The organism is Paenibacillus phocaeensis (genome assembly GCF_900021165.1).
In the GTDB taxonomy this organism is placed as follows: Bacteria; Bacillota; Bacilli; order Paenibacillales; family Paenibacillaceae; genus Fontibacillus; species Fontibacillus phocaensis.
On the sequence record NZ_FCOQ01000024.1, the window covers coordinates 45,347 to 67,021 of the forward strand.

Consider the following 21,675-nt stretch of genomic DNA (forward strand, 5'->3'; position numbering starts at 1 on the left):
TTACTCTAGCTCATAAATTTTGTAGAGTTCATCAAGCAGCAGATTGGCCGCTTTAATGCCGCCGGCGGTGTTCCAGATCGCATCGTCAACTTTATAGGTCTTCCCGTTCTTGACGGCGTTCAAATTATTCCACAACGGATCGTTCGTCCAATCCAATTCGGTCTGATTGGCTTTGCCGTCACCCGTTTCATAAGTAAAGTAGAATAAACGGTCGGCATCCACCTCAGGCAGCCGTTCTTTGGTAATCTCATCAACAAACGTGTCTTTGGCGTTCAACGTCATCGGATTTCTGGCCAGACCCAGTTGTTCAAAAATGATTCCGGAGAACGTGTTCGTATGGTAAACGCGCGTTTTGCCGTCCATAAACCGGACAACCGATACGGTTTCTTTCAACTTATCACCGGCTTTGGCTTTAAAATCCGCAATCCGTGCTTCGAAGTCAGCCAGCAGCTCATTGCCGCGATCAGTTTGGCCCAGCGCCTCCGCATAGAGCTTGAAGTTGTTCATCCAGTTGCCGCGCAGGTCCTCCGACATGACGGTAGGAGCAATTGCCTGAAGCTGCTCGTAAACTTTCTCCTGGCGCATTTTGTTCCCGATAATGAGATCAGGCTGCAGCCCGGCAATGAGCTCCAGGTTCGGCTGACTTTCTTCGCCTACGACCGTAACTCCCTCCATCTCGTCCTGGATATGCGCATACCAGGGATCCCCCGTCCAGGAACGAACCGCTCCGACCGGTTTGACGCCCAATGCCAGCAGCGCTTCTGTTCCCTCATTCGTTAGAACTACAACTTTTTGCGGTACCCCAACGATTTCAGTCTCCCCCAGCGCATGCTTGACGGTGCGTTTCCCCTCACTTCCCGCAGATTGGCTCCCCCCTTGGCTGTCGGCAGCAGTGTTCTCATTCGATCCGGTCTTGCCTGACGCTCCCTGATTTCCATCCTTGCCGCATCCTGCGACAACGAGTACAAGCGCCAGCAGAACGAATGCCCACCAGATGGAGCGGCCGCGATAAGTTTGGCTACGAGTCGAGTTCATGATTCAGTTTCCCCCTTAAAAGTGTGTCTCCCTTTACAAACTGATAATGATTATCATCTTCACGAATATAGGGCATGGACCTTTCGTTGTCAATACATTAAGAATGATTCTCATAATCATTGACAGTCTCTTCCCCATCTTCTAAGATTTAATGGACATTATCTATTCGATCGGAAAGTGGGAAAATACCTCATGAAAGGTTTCGGCTTGTTGATTTGTGCGTTGGCTTTGGCCGCAGCGCTCGTATGTAGTATCAGCTTTGGCGTGACGGACATCCCCTTCCCTGCGGTCTGGGAATCCTTTGTCCGTCCGAACGGCAGCAACGAGCATCTGCTTATTCAAACGGCCCGCGTGCCGCGTGCCTTCATCGCTGCCGCCGTCGGGGCCTGCCTCGCCGTTGCGGGGGCGCTGATGCAGGTGATCACCCGGAATCCGATCGCTTCGCCCAGCACGCTGGGCGTCAATTCCGGAGCAGCTTTCTTCATCATCCTGGCGTCCGGATGGCTGGGTCTGTCGGGCATGCAGGCTTTGACCTGGGTTGCGCTGGTCGGAGCCGCCCTGAGCGGTGCGGTGGTCTTCACCCTTGGAAGCCTCGGACGGGACGGCATGACGCCGCTGAAGATTACGCTGGCCGGCGCGTCGATGGCCGCATTCTTCTATTCCTTGACTCAAGGGCTGATGCTCTCCGACGGCAAAATGTTCGACCAGGTGCTCGTCTGGCTGGTTGGTTCCGTGGCGGGAAGGGAAACGGATCAACTCCTGAATGTGCTGCCCTATATGGGGATCGGGATGGTTATCGCCCTCCTGTTGGCCGTCCAACTCAACGTACTGGCGATGGGGGATACCGTGGCGCAAGGTCTCGGCCAACGTACAGGCCTGATCAAGACGCTCTCCGCAGCCGCCGTCATTCTGTTAGCCGGGAGCTCCGTGGCCGTGGCCGGACCGATCGCGTTCGTCGGCATCATCATCCCGCATATCGTCCGCCATTTCGTCGGAACGGATCACCGCTGGATTTTGCCATATTGCGCTTTGTCCGGAGCCTTGCTGCTCGTATCGGCCGACATCGGCTCCAGATACATCGCCATGCCGAAGGAAATCCCGGTCGGCGTCATGACCGCGATCTTGGGCGTCCCGTTCTTCGTTTACATCGCTAGGAAAGGGGTGAAGAACTGATGGCCAAATCCGGTAAAATTGCCGCGTTCCCCGTCCCATCGCTCGTGCAGGCGAAGAAGAAAAGAACCATGTGGATATGCCTGCTCCTGTCTCTCCTCTGTCTGGTCATGATGGTCGTCAGCGTGGGGGTCAGCAGTCATTACCTCCCTCCCCTGACCGTGTTGAAGTCCTTGTTCGGCTTAGCCGAACCGGGAGATCAGGTCATTGTAGTAAACTTGCGCCTGCCGCGAATTCTGGTTGCCGTATTGGTCGGGGCTTCCTTGGCCGTGGCCGGGGCGATTTTGCAGGGCGTCATCCGCAATCCGCTGGCTTCGCCCGATGTTGCGGGAATCACCGAAGGGGCCTCGCTAGGCGCCATTCTGTTTATATACCTGTTCCAGGGCGCGGTCTCGATTCACTGGATGCCACTCGCATCGATCTTGGGCGCGTTCCTCGTAACGGCATTATTGTATGTGCTGGCCTGGAAAAAAGGCGCATCCCCGCTGCGGATCATCCTCATCGGGATTGGCGTATCCGCCGCAATTAAATCGCTGTCGTTTATGCTGATCATCTCCGGGCCGATGCAGCAGGCCAACCAGTCGCTCACGTTTATGACCGGCAGCATCTATGGCGTCTCCTGGGAGAGCGACGTATTGACGCTGCTGCCGTGGACGGCCGTCTTGCTGATCCTGACCTGGCTGCAAGCCCGCCAGGTGAACATCCAGGCCTTGGGCGACGATATCGCCACCAGCGTAGGCTCCCGCGTGCAGCTGCAGCGTCTGCTGCTGATCGGGCTCAGCATATCGCTCGCCGGCGCCGCGGTGGCGATCGGCGGCGCCATCGCCTTTATCGGGCTGATGGCGCCGCATATGGCCCGCCGGTTGACCGGGCCGTCCTTCTCCGGCGTGCTCCCCGTCAGCGCGCTGCTGGGCGCGTTGATCCTGCTTGTCGCGGATCTGGTCGCCCGCACGGCTTTTTTGCCCCGGGACGTGCCTGCCGGCGTGTTGACAGCGGCGATCGGGGCGCCGTTCTTCATGGTGCTGCTGTATCGCAACCGCAATCGATTTTGATGTCCCCGCTCGTCCTGTGCCCTGTTGGCAGCCAAATGCAAACGTGCATCCGAGAACAAGCCAAATCACGATGATCATGCGTTGAGATGCAAAAGTGCATTTGAATTTGGCGGATTTAAGGGATATTCCCTAAGATGGCGAAAATCGCCTGCAGATTTACATTTGGTTCGTGCAAATCGCCCGATGGTGCCGAAATGAAATGCACTTTTGCACTTGGACCGACGTCTGATGAACGAAAGCCGGCGCCCCCTCAGGGACGCCGGCTTGTTTAAGTTAGGATCCTGCACCCCGGTACCGCTTCACGCCATAATTCCAGGCGGTCAGACCGATCGCCAAGAATACGACGCCGACGAGCGGGGTCAGCCAAGCCATTTGCCGCATCTCCTCGCGTTCCAGGAAGAGCGAAGCCGGATAGACGCCAACGAAAGCAAACGGCAAAATCCACGTCAACAACACTTGAATCGCCCGGTTGTAAATCGTCACCGGGTAACGCCCATAACCCTGCACGTTGTACATGAGCGGCAGGATGCCGGTCGGCGCGTCCGAGTAAAACGACAGGGACGTCAAAGTGGTATAGATCCCCGTGTAGATCGCAACCGCGCTAAACGTGAACAACAACAATACGGGGATCGTCCACCACTCGAAGCTGAGACCCAACTGTCCCCCGCTGATCACCATGATGATGCCCCCGATGATCGAGCCGACCAGCGCCGGCGGATCAACGTTTTCCAGAAAGATCTGGAACAGGTTATAAGCCGGCCGGGTCATGATCCGGTCCATTTCGCCTTTGACGATATACCGTTCGCTGAAGTTCCACAGGTTGATGAAACAGCTGAATATGCCAAACGGAACCATAAAGAAGCCGTAAACGAACACTACTTCGCTCTCGCTCCAGCCGCCCAGGCTGTTGGTGTGCATGAAGATGACAAAGATAAAGATCAAGTTCGTCGCCTGAAACAACAAGTCGGAGATGACTTCCACCCAGAAATCGGCACGGTAGGTCATGCGGGTTTTCATATAATTTTTCAAATATTCGCCCATGAGGCCTAAGTAGTACATTCCCTTAACCCCCTTGCACGAACAGGCGCTTCCGCGACGCGCGGTAGAGCCCTATCATCGGAATGAGCAGGATCACAAACCAGACAACCTGAATGCCGAGCACGCTCCAGATCGAAGCGCCTTGAATCCGGCCGGTAAAGACCGAACCCGGCAAATACGTGATCGCCTGGAACGGAAGGAACGACATGATGCCGCCCAGCCAGGACGGGAACAAGCTAATCGGGATGATCAAGCCCGAGAACAAATCGACGACAACGCGCTTCATGCGCATAAAGCCTTCGTTATTTTCCACGAAAAAGGACATCAGTCCTGTGATCACGTTCAATTGTGAGTTGATCAGAAAGCTGAAGAACAGCATCACGAGGAACCCTGCCCAAGCGCTCGCCTCGGTCGGCAGCTTGACCGGAAACAACAGCATGGCAATCGCCATGCCGGGAACCATCAGCATGATGAAGCGGAACATGCCTTCTCCGAAGCCCTGCATCATTTTGACGATGAGATAGTTATAAGGGCGAATGAATTGGATCGCGATGCTTCCGTCGCGGATGTCCGTGGAAATTTCCCGGTCCAGGTTGTTGAAATAAAACGCCCGGGCCATCCAGGAAACGGCCAGGTAGGTCGTCATCTGCGAGGCGGTAAAGCCGCCCAGTTCGCCGCCGCTGCCGTAAATCGCCTTCCATGTAAAATAGTAAACCCCGATGTTGAGCGAATAGATCAAGATGCCCGAATAGTAGTTCACTCGATAAGCCAGCATCGTCAAGAACCGGATGCGGATAAAATCGAGGTACGCCCCCCATTGGTTAGACATGAATGACCGCACCTTCTTTGCTTTCCGCTTCCGCATCCGCCGGTTTGTCCGCTGAGCCGGATTGATAGATGCTGCGGACAATCTCATCCGTATTGGTTTCGATGATTTTGATGTCGGTGATGTCCGCCTGGCCGACAACCTGCCCCAGCACCTCGGAGACACCGATGTCCCGCGGGATCCAGACTTTGGCGTTCAAATCGTTCTCCGCCGTCCAGATCACAGGCAGCGCTCCCGTCCAACCTCGCAGCTGCTCGAGCTTGGTGGCCGTCCCGAACTGGAACAGCACCTCCTTGCCCGTGCCCCAACGGTCCTTCAACTCTTCCAAGCCGCCGTCATAAATAATCCGGCCGTCGTCGAGCATAATGACCCGGGAGCAAAGGGCTTCAATATCCTGCAGGTCATGCGTCGTCAACAGGATCGTCGTGCCATACTCGCGGTTCATGTCCTTCAGAAAATCACGAATCTCCGATTTCACCACGATGTCCAGACCAATCGTCGGCTCGTCCAGAAAGACGATCGACGGGTTGTGCAGCAGCGCCGCGACCAGCTCGCAGCGCATCCGTTGGCCCAGGCTCAGCTTGCGAACCGGGCGGTTCAGCAGGTCCTGCAGTTGCAGGCGTTCCACCAGTTCGTCAAGCCGTTTCTTGTATTCGGCCTGCGGCACCCGATAGACCTTGCGCAGCAGCTCGAACGACTCGATCACGCCGATATCCCACCAGAGCTGGCTGCGCTGGCCGAAGACAACGCCGATATGCTGCACGAACTTCTCTCGTTCGGCGTACGGCACGAAGCCGCCGACCTTCAAATGGCCCGATGTCGGCACGAGAATGCCGGTGAGCATTTTGATCGTCGTCGATTTCCCGGCCCCGTTCTCCCCGATATATCCGCAGATCTCCCCCTCCGGAATCTGAAACGAAATATCTTTCACGGCGGCCACTTCGTTGTATTCCCGCTTAAATAAATCAAGAAAGGCCCCTTTGAGGCCTTCGCGGTTTTTCTGCACTTTAAAAGTTTTGCGCAAATCGCGCACTTCAATGGCAGCCATGGGTATCCCTCGCTTATTGAAAATTTTGAATCTGTTATAGAAAATAAGAGTCCGCTAAAAATTATATAGTAACTCTCATCAAAGCACCACCCCTAAGGCGCGAGTTTTGGAAATCCGGGTGTCAGGCCGGTCAGGGTCTATGGTTGGGACGCCTTTTCACCATTATCCCTTTGGCTCAGAAAACAAGATGAATCTCATTCTGAGGCCCAATCTTATTCCCTTAACGAAAGGGATAATCGTGCAAAGGCTGCGAGATTATAGCTCCCTGCTCAAAAAAACAGCCGGCTCAACGTCTAAAAAAGACGGCAAGTCGGCCAAGTCAATTTCGTTATTTCGTATCTAAGTCTAAGGGATATCCCGCGGCCGCACTGCCTTCGCAATCCGGTCGATCCGGTTCGTCCAGATCCATCCGGAGTATCCTGCCGGCAGGCGCTTGATATCTTCCGGCGTATCGAAACCGCTGGAGAAGTCGCTGCCGTCGCCGCCTACCACCACGACGCGGGTATTTGCCCGCTCCATGCGGCTTAGGAATTTGTCGGGCCAGCCCCACAGCCAGGGCGCGATTTTCTCTGGGACGTGCAGCTCGGTGTTTCGGCACACCTCCGGGATGTAACCCGTCCAGCCGGAGGCCTCGTAGGACAGCAGACATTGCTTTAATGTCGCTTTGGACATGGCCCTGATCTCCGGCAGCAGCTCCTTCAAGGCTGCGATGGGCTGATCCCCGCCGTAAACCGTCAGCAACCCCTGCTCCTCTCTCGTCAGGGTCGAGAGGTAGGTTGCCAACTGCTTGCCTTCTTCGGGATCTTCACTTTTTATATGCAGCAAGAAGGCCTTGCCCGGAAAATGCTCCACCACTTCAGGCAGCGACGGCATCAGCCCGACCCCCTTGCCGCGGAACGGATACGTCTTGCCCTGATCGGCCGTATAGCCGTAACCGATATCCAGCATCTTCAGCTCGGCCATCGTATAATCTTGGGTTGTTCCTTCGACATTGGTGCGACAATCCAGCGTCCAATCGTGGAACACGGCAAACTGCCCGTCCTTGGTCGGCTTCAGATCCAGCTCCACCATGTCTGCACCTGCTGCAAACGCCGCTTCCATGGAAGGCAGCGTGTTCTCCAGATATTCGTGCTCCGGCTCGTATATCCGCTCGGCCGTGCACGTATCCTTCTCGATCCCGTCCATCGGGAACGTTTGCGCGAGCCCGCGATGGGCCAGCAGCTTGGGTTCTTCACCGCGGGCCGCGGTCAAATGCGGCGTGTTATTAATATAAATGAAAACGATAAGAACAAGGATCGTCCATAACGTTTTTTTTCGAACCCTAGATCTGATCTTGCGCAAGTCAAGTCCCCCCGATCCTCCCAACCCAATACTTACTCTGTCTCTAGAATATACCCGCTCCCGCGGATCGCATTGATCTGAAACGTGTCTCGCCCATATTTCTTGCGAATCCGGTAGATCAGCGTGGTTAACTCATCGATCGTCACGTCCGGCAGCCCGTCGGGACCGGGATTGCGGTCGTACCACACCTTCTGTTTGATCTCGCGGATCGTGACCAGGCGGTTCGGATGCTCATGCAGCAGCTTCAGCAGCAGGAATTCCTTCTCCGACATCGAAATTTTCACGCCGTCCACGATACATTCCCGCTTCTCCCAATGAATCGTAACCGGTCCCTCTACCGCCTCCGGGTGCGCCGAGCTGACCACCGGCTCAAACTCCAGGGTCTGCTCCCCGGGGGAGTAGGAGAAATGCAGCACGCTTGTGCCCCGGGCCAATTTCAGGATGTCATTCGTTTCCAGCACATAAGGGGCATGCGCGATCATCCGCACTCCGTTCAACTCCGTGCCATGACGGCTCCCCAAGTCGTATGCAACCGCACGATCGCCCTCTCTCCGAATCACCAAATGCTTCCGGGATATAAAAATGTTCGTAAATGCCATGTCCGGAAAATTGTCCGAAGACGTACGCCCGATTTCCGTCACCTCTTGATCCAGGTATAAGCAAGTTCCGGGACGAAACGGGTCGCCGCGCAGAATATAAATACAGGCAAAGGTATCCACACCTATTTCCCTCCATCTTCTGAATACATCATCATCTTATCTTAAGGGACATGCAAAGAATATGGCAACCGCAGTGACATTATCCTCACAGCTGGCTGATAGAACCCCTCGTTTTTCACCGGGCGTTTTTCTGTTATCATAGGAGGAGAACAAAAGGCGAACACCTGACGTACGGAAAATGAACCAGAGAGGAATCAGAACATGAGCTTTCAGTTAACGCAGCGCGTCATTAAATTGTTATGCGGGCGGATCGCTTACGAACGCGGGGAAGCCTATTACCGAACCGGTAAAGTGACCTTTCTCCGCATTGACCACGCCTCCCGCGTGTATGAAGCGTCCGTGTCCGGGACCGGCCACTATCATGTCGCGCTGCAGATCGATCAACACGGCGACGTGCATGCGGAATGCAACTGCCCTGCCTTTTACTCCTATAACAACTATTGCAAACATATCGCCGCCGTCCTGCTCGGGATTCATGATCTGCTGCAGGGCGGCAAGCCGCCGGTTCGCCTTTCAAGGTCGCTGCTGCATCCGGGTGAGGAGCAGGATTCCATAGAGGACGCTTGGAATGGATCTCTGAGTGCATCACAGCGGAGACACGCAGGGGACATCCCCTCCCGCGATATCTGGATCGCCCGCGACATGATGCGTCTGTTCGAAGAGAACGCCCAGCCGCCGCTGCGGACCGGAATGAGGTTCGATCAGCGAACGCTGCTGGAGGCGGAGTTTACCCTCCGTCCGGTGCCGTACGGCTACCGCAAGTACCTGTTCGGCCTGGAGCTGAAGATCGGCGAGAAGCGCCTGTACATCGTCAAGAACGTGCGGGATTTTCTCGATAAACTCTCGCGCCGTGAGCCTTACAGCTTCTCCAAGCATTTTAACTATGACCCGGAGCGTTATGCCTTCAGGCCGGAGGATGAAGCGATCCTGCGGAAGCTGGCGGAAATCCAGCGCAATGAACAGATGTATCAAGAGAGCCTGGGGGGTTATACGGCCAAATCTTACGGACATTCCGATCGATTGCTGCCGGTGCCGCCTTTTTTCTGGGACGGACTGCTCCAGCTTCTCATTCAAGCGCCCAACGTGCAGATGGAGCAAGACGGCCAGATTTGGCCGGGGCTGACGGTGTCGGACGAGCCGCTGCCGTTAAGCTTTGGCCTTGGGCAAGCCGGGGATGAGAGTTATCAGTTTTCCGCCCAAGGGCTCGACGAGGTGACGGTGATGGATGCCTATGGCGTCATTCTGACGGAAGGCAAGCTCATCCGGCGTCCGCTGGCACAAACCCGCCGGCTCGCGGAGATGAAGCACATGCTTGCCACCGCCCGGAAACAGCATATCTTGATTTCGCCCGAGCAGATCGAGCCCTTCGTGGAACGGGTCTTGCCGGGGCTGATGAAGCTCGGGTCAGTTAACGTTGAAGAGCAGGTCGCTTCTCGGATGGTACGAACCCAGCTCCAAGCTCGCGTGTATCTCGACCGGGTCAAGGATCGGCTGCTCGCGGGCCTGGAGTTCCAATACGGGGATGTCGTGTTTAATCCTTTGGAGGAGCAGGGGCCCAAGCGGGGGACTGAGTGGATCGTGCTGCGCGATGGCGAACAGGAGCGGCAAATCCTTGATTTGATGGAATCCGGCTTGTTCGCCCGCACGGAAAGCGCCTATTTCCTCGACGATGAGGAAGCGGAATACGAGTTCCTGTACCATGTCATGCCGGAGCTGGAGAAACTGGCCGAGATTTATGCCACTTCGGCCGTGAAGACGCGGCTGATCCCCGATCTTCGTCCGCCAAAGATCTCCGTGGACGTGGACGAACGGACCGATTGGCTGGAGTTCCGCTTCAGCATGACCGGCATCGGGGAGTCCGAAATTCGCGGCCTGCTTACGGCGCTGGAGGAGAAGCGCCGGTATTACCGAATGCCGAACGGGGCGCTGATGCCGCTGGAAAGCGAAGAGTTCCAGGAAATCGTCGCTTTCTTGAATGAGTTTGGCCTGCGCCAAAACGAGATCCGCGGTCCGGAATTCCGGCTGCCGGTGCTTCGCGGGCTGCATATCCGGGACGAGCATGGACTTGGGGGCCCGGTCAAGCTCGGCAAAGCGTACCGCGAGCTGCTGCAGAACCTGCAACAACCTGGCAGTCTGGATTTTCCAGTGCCGCCGCAGCTCGCCGACGTGCTTCGCGATTACCAGGCCTACGGCTATCAATGGCTGAAGACGCTGGCCCATTACCGCTTCGGCGGCATTCTCGCCGACGACATGGGGCTGGGAAAGACGCTGCAAAGCATCGCCTTCCTCGTGTCGGTGTTGCCGGAAATCGCCGAATCCGGACAGCCGGCGTTAATCGTCTCCCCCGCTTCGCTGGTGTATAACTGGAGGAACGAGCTGACCAAGTTTGCGCCGGACATCCAAGCGGTCATCGCGGACGGCACCAAAGCCGAACGGGTGCGGACGTTCCGCGAGGCTTCTCAGGCGGACGTCATCATCACCTCGTACCCGCTGCTGCGCCGCGATATCGAGCAATTCGCCGAGCTGTCGTTCCATACGCTGATCTTGGACGAAGCCCAAAGCTTTAAGAATCACGCCAGCCAAACGGCTCAAGCCGTGAAGAGCCTGCAGGCGAAGCACCGATTCGCCTTGACCGGTACCCCGGTGGAAAACTCGCTGGAGGAGCTTTGGTCGATCTTCAGCGCCGTATTTCCCGACTTGTTTCCGAGCCGCCAGGCGTTTAACGATCTGTCGCGGGAGACGGTGGCCAAGCGCATTCGCCCCTTCCTCCTGCGCCGGTTAAAAACCGATGTGCTGAAGGAGCTCCCGGATAAAATCGAGTCCCTTCAGCCTTCGGAGCTGCTTCCGGAACAGAAGAAGCTGTACCTTGCCTACCTGGCCAAGCTGCAGCAGGAGACGCTGAAACATTTGGACGCGGACACCTTCGGTCAGAACCGCATCCGCATCCTGGCCGGGTTAACTCGGCTCCGCCAGCTTTGCTGCCATCCCGCCTTGTTCGTTGACGGCTATGACGGGGGTTCGGCCAAGTTTGACCAGCTCATGGAAATGATCGAGGAATGCCAGAGCGCCGGCAAACGCGTGCTGATCTTCTCCCAATTCACGGAGATGCTTGGACTGATCGGCCGGGAACTGGGTTATCGGGGCCTTCCCTTTTTCTATCTCGATGGAAAAACCCCGTCCGCCGAACGGGTGGAGCTCTGCAACCGATTTAACCGCGGGGAACGCGACCTGTTCCTCATCTCGCTGAAGGCAGGCGGGACCGGGTTGAACCTGACCGGTGCGGATACCGTCATCCTCTACGATTTATGGTGGAATCCTGCCGTCGAGCAGCAGGCCGCTGACCGCGCCCATCGGATCGGACAGAAAAAGATCGTTCAGGTCATTCGTCTTGTAGCGCAAGGTACGGTCGAGGATAAAATGTATGAGTTGCAGCAGAAGAAAAAGCACCTCGTCGAAGAGGTGCTGAAGCCCGGACAGGAAACGTTGTCCGCGCTCACGGAGCAGGAGATTCGCGAAATCTTAATGGTCTGACGCTCATTGTCTCTATGATTTATGGACCCGTAACTTCGAACTCATAAAGCGAATATCCGTAAGGGGTCCCCCGCTCGAGGCCGTACATGCGGACATACCTTGCCGGCTGCGGCGTCAACGGGATCTCATCAAGCCCTCCGTTCCCGCTCGAGGTCGAATACACCTCTCGCCAATGCTCCGGCGATCCGCTGTCGGTGGAGATTTCAATCTTATATCGTTTCGCATAAGCGGCTTCCCAGCGCAATTGGACACCGGTGATCTGTTGCACCGCCCCCAGATCAACGTAAATCCATTCCGGATCGCTGCCCTCCCGGCTGGCCCATCTGGTCAACTGGTTGCCGTCCACCGCTTGGCCCGGCTCAAATCCCACGCCTTCGACCGTGCTGGCGACCGCCGGCTGGTTCAGCGCCAGGTTGGGCGCTTCCGGTACCGGCGCACCGCCGGGCTTCCACCAGTTGCCCGTCAGGAACAGCATATTCAGCAAATTGTAGCTGTCGCTGAAATAATCCTCTTTCTTGTTCTTCATCCAATCCCAGCCGGCATTCACCCAAGCCTGGTGGCCCGGATTTACCGTTCCCGCTGAGATCAGAGGCGAGACGAATACGGCGGTGGCATAATCGCCGAAGGCCGTGCCGTCCAGCTTATATCCGTTTTTGATCTTGGCCGGGGATCCCCCGGTCTTGCCTATGATCCATCCGCTTATTTTATCGGCCAAAGCCTTGGCCCTCGAATCACCATAGAAGGCGTAGTCCATCACAATGCGAAGCGGCACCCGGCTGGCGTTGTAGGAATATTGATTGGTTTCCTTGAATTCGTCCAGATACCACTCCGGTGCCGGCTTGGGGGGATTCCCGACCACAAAATCGGAAATCAGCCCGGTATTAGGCGAATATGTCGCCGTAAACTGCTGATATACATCGTACAGGTTATCGATCACATGAATCCAAGTCTCGTCACCGGTCACTTCATAGAAGGCTCGCAGATGGCTGAGCATCCAATCCGAGGGGCGTGTATTTAAGGCGTCTTTGCCGTCCCAATCGCCCAGGTTTAACCGGTAGCCGGTCGTAACGTAACTGGCTTTGATGCCGTCGGTGATCATTTTTCGGGCTTCCTGAAGGTAATTTACCGCCCCGCCCGACCCCCATTGGTTATGCGCCAATATCAAGGAATACGCGATATCCAGGTCACCGTCGGTGGCCGAGCCGAAATGGCCCTGGGCGGCTTTGCTGTCGGCGACAACCCAGCCCATCAGGTTCGGGTTGCCGCTGCTCTTATACGCCCGGGCCGTTTTGAACAACCCGTCGTAAATCGTTCGGGCGTTGGGATCATAGCCGGCCATCAGTACGGTGATGATCATGCCGTAGCCTTGGCCCTCCGAGGAACCCAGCGCCGTAAATCCATCGGGATCGCCCGTGATATCCCCTTTCACGTAATAACCGCCGGGCAAAGAAGTCAAATTGCTTTTAAGATACGTTGTTTTCCAGTAATCATAGTAGGCCGTTACTGCCTGATTCATTGCCGCTTGGGTCACATGGCTCGGTTTCAAAACGCCCGGATAGCTGACCTGCTGCGGGAAAGGCTTGAGTTCTCCGGCAGCGGAGGCCTTAGAAGCTGGTCCTATTCCTCCTGCCGAGACTGCAACGAACAGAGCTAACCATACAAGACAAATCTTGTGAAGCATCCTTTCATTCCTCCTCAAATCGAAAGTGCAAATCTGATCTTTCGTTAAGCCTCTTCGGAATTGTTTGTCGTGAAGCAGCAAGGATGTCTACCTAGTAGTTTATTACAAATCCTTAGGAATATAAACCGTACCGTCCTCCCTGAAACCTGATGTTTGTAAACGACAGGATCGGGATACCCTAAAGGAGGGTAATAACTACCATAGAGACCGACTTAAGGAGGATGAAGATGGAACAACAAAATGGACAAGCCCGCGACGAAGCCGAGCTGCGTAACAAGTTGAACCAGCATGGCGATTCGTTAGCCGAGAAGAAGAAAATCGAAAACGGCGTGGATATTGAACCGGAAGCCGATGAATGGGTAGCGAAACCGGTGCCGTTTACCGATACGGATTCCGCGAAATAATCAAGCTTACACTTCACCGTCCGCAGGGCCCGCTTGGGTTCCTGCTTTTTTTTATGGCGGGGCAGCCCGCAGATCACAGGATAACTGGCACGCCCGGCGAATATCATGGTAGCGAAGCTAAAACCTATCGAGGAGCGTGAAGGGATGGAAGCGTTTGCGAACGATCTGCTAAGGGGAAAAACGATTCTGATCACCGGCGGCGGAACGGGTTTGGGGCGTGCGATGGCGGAACGATTTCTGCAGCTTGGCGCCAACCTTGCACTCTGCGGGCGGCGTGAGGAGATCTTACGGAATGCGGCAAAGGAGATGGCAACCGGCAGCGGCGAGGTGTTCGCACAGCTCTGCGACGTACGCGATCCCGATCAGGTGCGCTCCTGCGTCGACGCCGTGTGGCAACATTACGGGAAGATCGACGTGCTTATCAACAATGCGGCCGGCAATTTCATCAGCCCCACTGAACGGTTGTCGCCGCGTGCGGTCGATGCGGTGCTGGGCATCGTGCTGCATGGTACTTTTTATATGACCCTGGAGGTCGGGAAACGGTGGATCGAGCAAGGCCAGCCGGGAACGATGCTGAATATCGTCACCACTTACGCGTCAACCGGCTCAGGCTACGTCGTCCCTTCCGCGGCAGCCAAAGCCGGTGTGCTCGCCCTGACCCGTTCTCTGGCCGTCGAATGGGCACCTTATGGGATTCGGCAGGTGGCGATTGCGCCCGGTGCGTTTCCGACGGAAGGAGCCGGGTCGCGCCTGTCTCCTACGCCGGAATTGGAAGCGAAGCTGTCGGGACGCGTCCCGCTCGGCAGAACCGGCCGCCCGCGGGAGCTCGCGGACTTGGCCGCCTTCCTCGTGTCGGACGCTGCGGCATATATCAACGGCGAGGTTGTTACGATCGATGGCGGCGAGTGGCTGCGGGGGGCCGGTCAGTTTAGCGATCTTGCCGAGGTGACGGATGAGGAGTGGGACCGGCTCTCCGAGTTGACGCGAAAGGGCAAGTGACAAGGGAATACGGGAGGACGAAACCGCGCAACTTAGGCGATGTGCCGTTCTTCCTCCCCTCCCTTTTTCTTTTTTCGCAGCAGAATCATAATAAACAACATCATCGGTACAGCGATTTGAATTAGGGGATACCATTTCAGAACCACGTCGATTCCGAGCCACAAATGGTGCGTAAAATTGGGAGAAATGAATGACATGGCATAGATGGCGACGCCAAACGGAATGACCCACTTTTTGTAGGGAGTCCCCGTGATTCGGGAGCCCCCCACCACTGCCCCTACGTAGAAAAGAAGCAGTTTGGTTCCCAGACCGATAAACAGAACGAGCACGAACAAAATATCCATTCTTTCAAATACTTCAACCAATTCGATCAACTGCACGGACTGCAGCAGCGGGAAGGTTACCGTCTCCGCCAACGTTGGCCCCAGTACCAGAATGTTCATTTGATTGACCAAGATCAGGAACACTGCGGTTATTCCGTAGGTAATTAGCATCGATTTACGAAGGTTCTTGGCTGGAGCGATGATCGGAAAAAAAACCAAAAACAGGACGGACTGTGCAAACGGGAAAGAAATGACGTCCGGAACGTTCTTTAACACCGGCAGCAACCCGTTCTCCAGTACGGGGAGCATGTTCTCGAAATGAAGCAGGCCCACTCCGGTTATCATCGACATGAGCGTTAAATAACTCAGAATGACAAAAGGAAGCAAAGCCAGTAACAATAGAAATACCAATCGGGGTCCATATCTAACGTTGTTGGCAATCACCAGTATGGCGATCAGCGCAATGACCCCTGTCGGAGTGCGATTCAACAGTACATACGAAGCGAGTTCCCCCAAATCCCGTAAATTTCGAGAGGCCTCGTAAGCGAAATATCCCGCAAAAACCACGCCGATGAACGTACCGACGATTTTACCGAAATAGGTTCGGCATAATTCGAATAAATCCCGCTTCGGGTCCAGGCGGTGAATGGCCAGATGCATCAGGAGAAGCAGCAATCCGCCCAGCGCGGCTATGAGCATGACCAGCCAGGCATCCTGCTTTGCTTCGGCGGCGATTTGGAACAAGGTGGTGCTTCCGACTTCAAACAATGCAAAACAGGCGATCAACTCCGGTACTCGGCTTTTACTTAATGTCATAACGTTCTGCCTCCTTCCTGCGTTTCATTCCTGCTCCTGTTCCCGATTCAGTAGGGAACCAAACGATTTTTTCGTCAACCCCGGACGCTGCAGCTTCATCTTGACGCGGACGTCCAGCTCGATTCGGGTTAACTCCTCGCTCCAGTTCTTTTTCAGCCGTTTCCATGCCTTGGGATGTTTGTGATGGATAATATCGGCAAACCCGGGCAAATCGACCCCAAGCTTCCGGCTCGCTTCCCAACCCGTCTCGATTGCGCTAAGAATTTCCTCCTCCACCGCCTTTTCGATGGCATTGATCCCTTCCGGCTTGGACAAATCCACCGGGCACTTATATTCCATCAGCAAACCGCCGCTCGCTTCCGTTTCTACGCGCATGTTGTACCGGTCACCTGCCCGAACCGGCGTCACTTTGGTTTTGGCGCCCGTAATCCGAACGGTTCCATCCTTTGTCTTTGCATCGGTGTCGGGGCAGGAAAATGAGATCGTGCTGCCTTTGATATGGTTTGTTAACCACGCGATCCCATAACTTTCGTGTCGGTTCAGATACCCGACGAGCCGGTTTTTATGGAATACCCCCATCCGTTCGACCTTCATTTTGGCGGGCGGCGATGTGGATTTGTTCACGTCTAGCGACTCCAGCGCCTTGGAATTTCCTTCCGTGACGATAATTTCCGGCACTCCGACCGTTTGTGCGTCAGACGCCAGCTTCTGGCCGAATTGGAATACATTCGTAATCGGAAAATACGAAGAGAAGCTGTTTTGCTTTCTTAACAAATCGGCCAAGGCCGTGCCCGGGATCTTCTCGGGAGGTACCATCTTGCGCAAAATCTCGCTGGCCTTCCCGTCCGTCACGGCGACCAGCACAGTTTCGCGGGCATCATTATTTCGGAAATAGAGATCGAGGATTTGCTCAACCCCCTCCTCCGCAGCTTCTTTCCCCATGACCATGATATCGGTATGACCGAAATACAAACGGCGCGGATTCTCCGTATAGCCGAGATCAGCGGCTTCGCGTATCGTTTTTCCTCTCGTCGTGAAGACGTAGACGCTGGGCTGGGAACCGCTGCCGGAATTCCCTCCGCCTTGGCTCGATCCGCTCGCCGAAGGTACAATGACCTGATATGTCATTTCCCAATCGTCTCCGTTTCGATCAAAACCGGTCGCAATCGTGATGCCCAATTCGTTCAACTCCGTACGGTTCCAGCAACCGGCCGACGCCAAACAGATAAGAACAGCTGCGCAGCACATCAAAATCCGACGCATCTCGCACTCTCCTAGGGTTTAGTTTGGCCCTCTTCCGGGCGGGATCCTTGCCTCACTTGATTAAGGGGGCTGATAAATTCAGGCCGTTTTTTGATTTTAGGCCAAGGCAACCGAATGAACACGTCCTTCATATTGGACCAGCTTAGCGGAGCAATCGGCAAGAAATAGGGAACGCCAAACGATTGAAGCGATACCAGATGCATAAGCACCGGAATCACGCCCGCCAGGATACCGTAAAGGCCAAAAGTCCCCGCCATGAACATCAGGCCAAAACGGATTAATCGTACGGATGCCGACATGCTGAACGTCGGAATGACGAAGTTGGCAATCGCCGTAAACGACACGATGATGACCATTGCAGCGGAAACGAGCCCGGCCTGAACGGCGGCTTGCCCCAACACCAGGGCCCCCACGATGGAGATGGCCGGACCCACTACCCTGGGCATACGTACGCCAGCCTCGCGGATCACCTCGAAGGTAATCTCCATCAGCATCGCTTCCAACAACGCCGGAAGCGGCGTCCCTTCCCGCTGAGCCGCAATACTAATCAGCAGCGTGGCGGGGAGCATTTCCGGGTGAAACGTAGTCACCGCAATATACAAGGAAGGAAGCAGCATCGCGACAAGGAAGGAAAATAAGCGAATATTCCGCAGGAACGAAGAAATGTCATACCTTTGATAATAGTCTTCACTGGATTGGAAGAACTTAAAAAACGTCACCGGACAGACCAGCACGAAGGGACTGCCGTCGATCAGAATGGAGACCTGCCCTTCCAGGAGCCCCCCGGCTGCAGCATCGGGACGCTCGGTATTCAAAATTGTCGGAAACGGAGTAAACGAACGGTCCTGAATATACTCTTCGATATAACCGCTTTCCAGTATACTGTCGGCATCGATAGCATCGAGCCGTTTTAAGACTTCCTCCACCACCGGCGGGTAGGCGATTCCCCGGATATAAGCAACGACAACCCGCGTTTGGGTATAGGACCCGATAATGCGGTTTTCAAATCGCAAATCCGGCGTTCGCAACCTCTTACGGAGCAGCGACAGGTTCGTTGACAAATCTTCCGTAAAGCCCTCCTTCGGCCCGCGAATGACGGTTTGGGAAGACGGTTCCTCGACGGACCGCCGCGCCCCGCCGGGAATGGAAACAACCATTCCACCTGCCGCCCCGTCGAGGATAATTGCCGTCCCTCCGCCCAACATTCCGGCTAACAATTCGCGTTCGGTACTTGCCAACTTCACGCTTCCCGCGTTCATCGAGTCAGCCAACCGTTCCGACGAAATCACCGCCCCTCCTGCCTGGATCATGTTTTCGAGGTTGCCCATCAGCTCGCTTAACAGTTTCGGATCAATCAAGTTGTCAATATAACTCACAACGACCTTCCCGTCCGCCATCTTGCGGATAATGACATCCGGGCTGTTTCCCAACGCTTCTTGGATCAAAGCGACCGTGCTGGCGAGGGAGTCTCCCAATGGGCAGGTTGCCGTATCGTTAAGCCCATTTACTACCTTTTCTGATTTGTTTTTTCGGCGGATATGGGGGGAACGATTTCGATTCGAATTTCTCATCACGCGCCTCCGGCTCTAAAGCAGTTATAATTTGTATTATGTTTCATATCCAAAATTTGTATGCGTCCGGATCGTGCCGTTCGTTCGAAACAACCATATAAAAAAGCTCCAGCTATTAGCCGGAGCTTTGCATGTCGTAAGCCTCATCCGCGGGAGTTCCCCGCTTCGCATGGCGGGTGCGGTCTATCAAGCGAATCAAAATATAGAACGCAAGGAACGCAACCATAAATCCCGCAGAATACCGGTACATCACGGCATAGTTGGTTCCGGAAGCAATTGCCCCCAGAATGACGGCGCCAACGGCGACGCCAAAATCCATCGAGTTATAAAACATGCTGTTGGCCGCCCCGTATTGTTCAGGCTTGGAAGTTCTCAGCATCCAGGCCTGAATCGTCGGCTGGATCGCGCCGAAGCCCAGTCCGTACAGCAGGGCCGACAGAATTAACAGGGGCAGCGTGGTTGTATACGACAAGAGCAGCATGCTCGCAATCACGGCAAGAGCGGCTGGAATCAAGACAGCGCCGTGCCCTCTGGCGTCGAAGAGGCGGCCCGAAACCGGGCGGATCAGAACGACCGTAGCCGCGTTAAACAGGAAGAACAATCCAACCTGCTCCAAATGGACAAACTCGCCGAATAAAGCAATGAAACTAAGAAGACCGCTGTAAGTGATCGCCAGGATCATGTTGAGCACCGCAGGAAATACGAGGCCTCGGTTAAAGGCCGGACGCCCTTTCGCGTTGGCGGCTTCTTCGCCCTGCGGTCGATGCGGGGAGGGTTGCGGCGATTCGGTCCGTTTCGCCGGCCGAAGCGCCGGAAGCGCCCGGGTCAGCAGCAACAGCGGAAGCATCAGCAGAGCGGCCGCCGTCCCGATCCACGTGAGCGGGCCAAAACCAAACTCCCGCATGACGTTCAAGCCAATCATCGGCCCGATGGACATCGCCAGGCTGCTGGACAACCCGAAATATCCGATCCCTTCCCCCATCCGCCGGAGCGGAATGATGCGCGAGGCAAACGTCGGCAGAAGTGTACTTCCGATGCCGAAGCCGATTCCGTAGACAGCCCGAACCAACAACAGGCCCCCAACCGATCCGGCGGCGGCGCTGAGTCCCGTTGCAACGACCGCAATGATCAAACCGGCAAACAGCATGAGGGTTGGCGAAATCTTCCGCAGCAGCCACGCCGCCAGGAATCTTGTCAGGATCGCGGATCCGGCAAATACACTGGTTACAAGGCTCACTTGCAAATCGCTGGCTGCAAACTCGCTTTTGACATAAGACGAAAAGGTCGACAATAACATATGCAAATTCAAAAATAACAAAAAAGCAGAGATCGTTAAGGATATAAACGATCTCGTCCAAAGGCGTTCCGATTCAGGTTGCCGATTCGATTGTGGGGATGTCATGTATGCACGCTCTCTCCTTCTCCTTGCTTTTCTCTCTCTATCTCACCGGGATGGGCTTCGTTGAGATGGACCTGAATCCGCTCAAGCAACTCCATGAGCAGCCCGTACTCTTCCCCGCTCATGATGCGCTTGACTTCTTCGGTCACACTTTGTTCGATCGGCGCGGTTTCGCGTATGAGTTCCTTGCCCCGCTCCGTGCTGTAGACAATAAAGGATCTGCGATCCTGCTGCCCCGGCTGCTTGTAGACGAGTCCCTTGGCCTCCAAGAGATCGATAATCCGGGTCGTCGTCGGCTTGTCCTTCCCGGTACGATCCGCGATCTCCTTCTGGATCAAGCCGTTCGCGCGAACGATCTGGTTCAGCACGGACCACTGCTCCGGCGTAATCTCATAACCCTTGAGCCGGTGCTGAAGCAAAGCGGCGATTTTCCGATAAGCGACGCCCATGATAAACCCCACCGCCAGCTCGCTTTGCGATTGTTCCATCTTCATGAGAATGTCGCCCTCCATATAGTTGTCTTGACAATTATATGTTATCTAACTATTTTCGTCAAACCCGCCGGTGTCTATTTTCCGCTTCATTAGGTAATTATCTTCTCCCTTTTCAAGACAAGGGAATACACTACCCTATACGAAATTGAAGGGGATATTCAATTATGAAATCTTCACAGCACTCACGCCATGTCATCAGCAAATGGAAAAAAAACGCGGTTTTAATGCAAAGCCGCGAGCTGCGGGCTTATCTCCCCGAGACATGCCAATTCAGTAAAGAACAACTGCAAAGAATGCTGGCAAAGTATAAAATGGTCTACGTCAAACCTGTGAACGGCACCTGGGGAAACGGAGTGATGCGGGTCGAATTTAAGCCGAATCAACGGCAAGGAACCTACCAATTTCAACTGGAGAAAACAGTACGTACCTGCGGCTCCTTCGATGAACTGTATACCTCGATCCGCAAGTATAAGCGGAAAGGCCGCTACCTTGTTCAGCAGGGCATCGACCTGCTCAAGTATGACCAGCGCCGGTTCGACCTGCGGGTCATGGTGCAGCGAACCCCTCAGAAGATCTGGAAAACGACCGGCATCATCGGCAGATTGGCTCATCCGAAGAAGATCGTCACCAACTATCACAGCGACGGACAACTCGTGCCTGTAGAGACGCTGCTTTCCCCTTACCTGAAAGAAGCGCGTCTCAAATCATACTTGATCACGCTGCAGAACTTCGGTGAGGACATTGCCAATCACATGAAAATCAGTTTCCCCGGACTGCGCGAACTCGGGGTGGACGTCGCGATCGACCAAAAGCTGCGGCCGTGGATTCTGGAGGTCAACACTTCTCCGGACCCGTTCATCTTCCGTAAGCTAAAGGACAAGAACATTTTCCGCAAGATCATGAAATATGCCCGGGCTTACGGGAAATACAAATAAACAAACCGGACGGAGAATGGCAGCCTGAGG

General features: G+C 55.1%; 18 protein-coding genes and 1 pseudogene. 6 read left to right on the top strand and 13 right to left on the bottom strand.

The features are described from left to right. Nucleotides 1-1,035, bottom strand: coding sequence for an ABC transporter substrate-binding protein (locus tag BN3795_RS16710; protein WP_068785832.1), 1,035 nt, complete (start codon nucleotides 1,033-1,035; stop codon nucleotides 1-3). A 192-nt stretch (nucleotides 1,036-1,227) separates the two neighbouring features. Between BN3795_RS16710 and BN3795_RS16715 the strand changes: the two genes are divergently transcribed. Together BN3795_RS16715 and BN3795_RS16720 are read left to right on the top strand one after the other, a co-directional pair. Next, nucleotides 1,228-2,208: a FecCD family ABC transporter permease gene (locus tag BN3795_RS16715; protein ID WP_068785833.1), complete on the top strand. Its 981-nt coding sequence runs from the start codon at nucleotides 1,228-1,230 to the stop codon at nucleotides 2,206-2,208. Further along, the gene (locus tag BN3795_RS16720; RefSeq protein WP_068785834.1) at nucleotides 2,208-3,257 is read left to right on the top strand and encodes a FecCD family ABC transporter permease; all 1,050 of its coding nucleotides are present in this window, start codon (nucleotides 2,208-2,210) and stop codon (nucleotides 3,255-3,257) included. The genes BN3795_RS16715 and BN3795_RS16720 overlap by 1 nt, the downstream gene beginning before the upstream one ends. Before the next feature lie 273 nt (nucleotides 3,258-3,530). On the opposite strand, the gene BN3795_RS16725 is transcribed toward BN3795_RS16720, so the two are convergent. The 5 genes from BN3795_RS16725 to BN3795_RS16745 form a co-directional block, all read right to left on the bottom strand. Next, nucleotides 3,531-4,316, bottom strand: a complete 786-nt coding sequence (locus BN3795_RS16725; protein ID WP_068785835.1) for an ABC transporter permease — start codon at nucleotides 4,314-4,316, stop codon at nucleotides 3,531-3,533. A gap of 4 nt (nucleotides 4,317-4,320) precedes the next feature. After that, nucleotides 4,321-5,124: an ABC transporter permease gene (locus tag BN3795_RS16730; protein WP_068785836.1), complete on the bottom strand. Its 804-nt coding sequence runs from the start codon at nucleotides 5,122-5,124 to the stop codon at nucleotides 4,321-4,323. Further along, nucleotides 5,117-6,169, bottom strand: a complete 1,053-nt coding sequence (locus BN3795_RS16735; RefSeq protein WP_068785837.1) for an ABC transporter ATP-binding protein — start codon at nucleotides 6,167-6,169, stop codon at nucleotides 5,117-5,119. The genes BN3795_RS16730 and BN3795_RS16735 overlap by 8 nt, the downstream gene beginning before the upstream one ends. 345 nt (nucleotides 6,170-6,514) lie before the next feature. Beyond that, nucleotides 6,515-7,510, bottom strand: a complete 996-nt coding sequence (locus BN3795_RS16740; protein ID WP_068785838.1) for a glycerophosphodiester phosphodiesterase family protein — start codon at nucleotides 7,508-7,510, stop codon at nucleotides 6,515-6,517. A 32-nt stretch (nucleotides 7,511-7,542) separates the two neighbouring features. Then, nucleotides 7,543-8,229, bottom strand: coding sequence for an FHA domain-containing protein (locus BN3795_RS16745; protein ID WP_068785839.1), 687 nt, complete (start codon nucleotides 8,227-8,229; stop codon nucleotides 7,543-7,545). Nucleotides 8,230-8,430: 201 nt separating this feature from the next. Between BN3795_RS16745 and BN3795_RS16750 the strand changes: the two genes are divergently transcribed. After that, complete coding sequence (locus BN3795_RS16750; RefSeq protein ID WP_068785840.1) at nucleotides 8,431-11,760, top strand: DEAD/DEAH box helicase; 3,330 nt, start codon at nucleotides 8,431-8,433, stop codon at nucleotides 11,758-11,760. A gap of 19 nt (nucleotides 11,761-11,779) precedes the next feature. Here the strand turns inward: BN3795_RS16750 and BN3795_RS25915 are convergent, their stop codons facing one another. Together BN3795_RS25915 and BN3795_RS16755 are read right to left on the bottom strand one after the other, a co-directional pair. Next, a complete protein-coding gene (locus tag BN3795_RS25915; RefSeq protein WP_408635041.1) occupies nucleotides 11,780-12,226 on the bottom strand; it encodes a discoidin domain-containing protein in 447 nt (148 codons plus the stop codon). After that, nucleotides 12,203-13,366, bottom strand: a pseudogene (locus tag BN3795_RS16755) (glycosyl hydrolase family 8); the annotation flags it as partial. The pseudogene BN3795_RS16755 and the gene BN3795_RS25915, both read right to left, overlap by 24 nt. Nucleotides 13,367-13,668: 302 nt before the next feature. Between BN3795_RS16755 and BN3795_RS25615 the strand changes: the two are divergent. Further along, nucleotides 13,669-13,845: a hypothetical protein gene (locus BN3795_RS25615; RefSeq protein ID WP_198524745.1), complete on the top strand. Its 177-nt coding sequence runs from the start codon at nucleotides 13,669-13,671 to the stop codon at nucleotides 13,843-13,845. A gap of 144 nt (nucleotides 13,846-13,989) precedes the next feature. Beyond that, on the top strand, nucleotides 13,990-14,844 hold the full coding sequence (locus tag BN3795_RS16760) for an SDR family oxidoreductase (RefSeq protein ID WP_068785842.1): 855 nt from the start codon (nucleotides 13,990-13,992) through the stop codon (nucleotides 14,842-14,844). Between the two features lie 32 nt (nucleotides 14,845-14,876). On the opposite strand, the gene BN3795_RS16765 is transcribed toward BN3795_RS16760, so the two are convergent. The 5 genes from BN3795_RS16765 to BN3795_RS16785 form a co-directional block, all read right to left on the bottom strand. Beyond that, nucleotides 14,877-15,983: a GerAB/ArcD/ProY family transporter gene (locus BN3795_RS16765; protein ID WP_068785843.1), complete on the bottom strand. Its 1,107-nt coding sequence runs from the start codon at nucleotides 15,981-15,983 to the stop codon at nucleotides 14,877-14,879. 24 nt (nucleotides 15,984-16,007) lie between these two features. Next, a complete protein-coding gene (locus tag BN3795_RS16770) occupies nucleotides 16,008-17,246 on the bottom strand; it encodes a Ger(x)C family spore germination protein (protein WP_068785844.1) in 1,239 nt (412 codons plus the stop codon). An 11-nt stretch (nucleotides 17,247-17,257) separates the two neighbouring features. Further along, on the bottom strand, nucleotides 17,258-18,817 hold the full coding sequence (locus BN3795_RS16775) for a spore germination protein (RefSeq protein ID WP_110945217.1): 1,560 nt from the start codon (nucleotides 18,815-18,817) through the stop codon (nucleotides 17,258-17,260). A 115-nt stretch (nucleotides 18,818-18,932) separates the two neighbouring features. Then, on the bottom strand, nucleotides 18,933-20,219 hold the full coding sequence (locus BN3795_RS16780) for an MFS transporter (RefSeq protein ID WP_068785845.1): 1,287 nt from the start codon (nucleotides 20,217-20,219) through the stop codon (nucleotides 18,933-18,935). After that, nucleotides 20,216-20,710 (bottom strand): MarR family winged helix-turn-helix transcriptional regulator, encoded by a 495-nt coding sequence (locus BN3795_RS16785; RefSeq protein WP_068785846.1) that lies wholly within the window; start codon nucleotides 20,708-20,710, stop codon nucleotides 20,216-20,218. Before BN3795_RS16785 ends, BN3795_RS16780 begins: the two co-directional genes overlap by 4 nt. 164 nt (nucleotides 20,711-20,874) lie before the next feature. Here BN3795_RS16785 and BN3795_RS16790 point away from each other — a divergent pair, with 164 nt between their 5' ends. Then, the gene (locus tag BN3795_RS16790) at nucleotides 20,875-21,645 is read left to right on the top strand and encodes a YheC/YheD family protein (RefSeq protein WP_068785847.1); all 771 of its coding nucleotides are present in this window, start codon (nucleotides 20,875-20,877) and stop codon (nucleotides 21,643-21,645) included. The last annotated feature ends 30 nt before the right edge of the window (nucleotides 21,646-21,675 follow it).

Coding starts and splice junctions, on each gene's coding strand:
- BN3795_RS16730 (WP_068785836.1), bottom strand. CDS start 5,124: ATGTCTAACCAATGGGGGGCGTACCTCGATTTTATCCGCATCCGGTTC.
- BN3795_RS16760 (WP_068785842.1), top strand. CDS start 13,990: ATGGAAGCGTTTGCGAACGATCTGCTAAGGGGAAAAACGATTCTGATC.
- BN3795_RS16780 (WP_068785845.1), bottom strand. CDS start 20,219: ATGACATCCCCACAATCGAATCGGCAACCTGAATCGGAACGCCTTTGG.
- BN3795_RS16770 (WP_068785844.1), bottom strand. CDS start 17,246: ATGCGTCGGATTTTGATGTGCTGCGCAGCTGTTCTTATCTGTTTGGCG.
- BN3795_RS16735 (WP_068785837.1), bottom strand. CDS start 6,169: ATGGCTGCCATTGAAGTGCGCGATTTGCGCAAAACTTTTAAAGTGCAG.
- BN3795_RS16720 (WP_068785834.1), top strand. CDS start 2,208: ATGGCCAAATCCGGTAAAATTGCCGCGTTCCCCGTCCCATCGCTCGTG.
- BN3795_RS16715 (WP_068785833.1), top strand. CDS start 1,228: ATGAAAGGTTTCGGCTTGTTGATTTGTGCGTTGGCTTTGGCCGCAGCG.
- BN3795_RS25615 (WP_198524745.1), top strand. CDS start 13,669: ATGGAACAACAAAATGGACAAGCCCGCGACGAAGCCGAGCTGCGTAAC.
- BN3795_RS16790 (WP_068785847.1), top strand. CDS start 20,875: ATGAAATCTTCACAGCACTCACGCCATGTCATCAGCAAATGGAAAAAA.
- BN3795_RS16785 (WP_068785846.1), bottom strand. CDS start 20,710: ATGAAGATGGAACAATCGCAAAGCGAGCTGGCGGTGGGGTTTATCATG.
- BN3795_RS16775 (WP_110945217.1), bottom strand. CDS start 18,817: ATGAGAAATTCGAATCGAAATCGTTCCCCCCATATCCGCCGAAAAAAC.
- BN3795_RS16750 (WP_068785840.1), top strand. CDS start 8,431: ATGAGCTTTCAGTTAACGCAGCGCGTCATTAAATTGTTATGCGGGCGG.
- BN3795_RS16710 (WP_068785832.1), bottom strand. CDS start 1,035: ATGAACTCGACTCGTAGCCAAACTTATCGCGGCCGCTCCATCTGGTGG.
- BN3795_RS16725 (WP_068785835.1), bottom strand. CDS start 4,316: ATGTACTACTTAGGCCTCATGGGCGAATATTTGAAAAATTATATGAAA.
- BN3795_RS16765 (WP_068785843.1), bottom strand. CDS start 15,983: ATGACATTAAGTAAAAGCCGAGTACCGGAGTTGATCGCCTGTTTTGCA.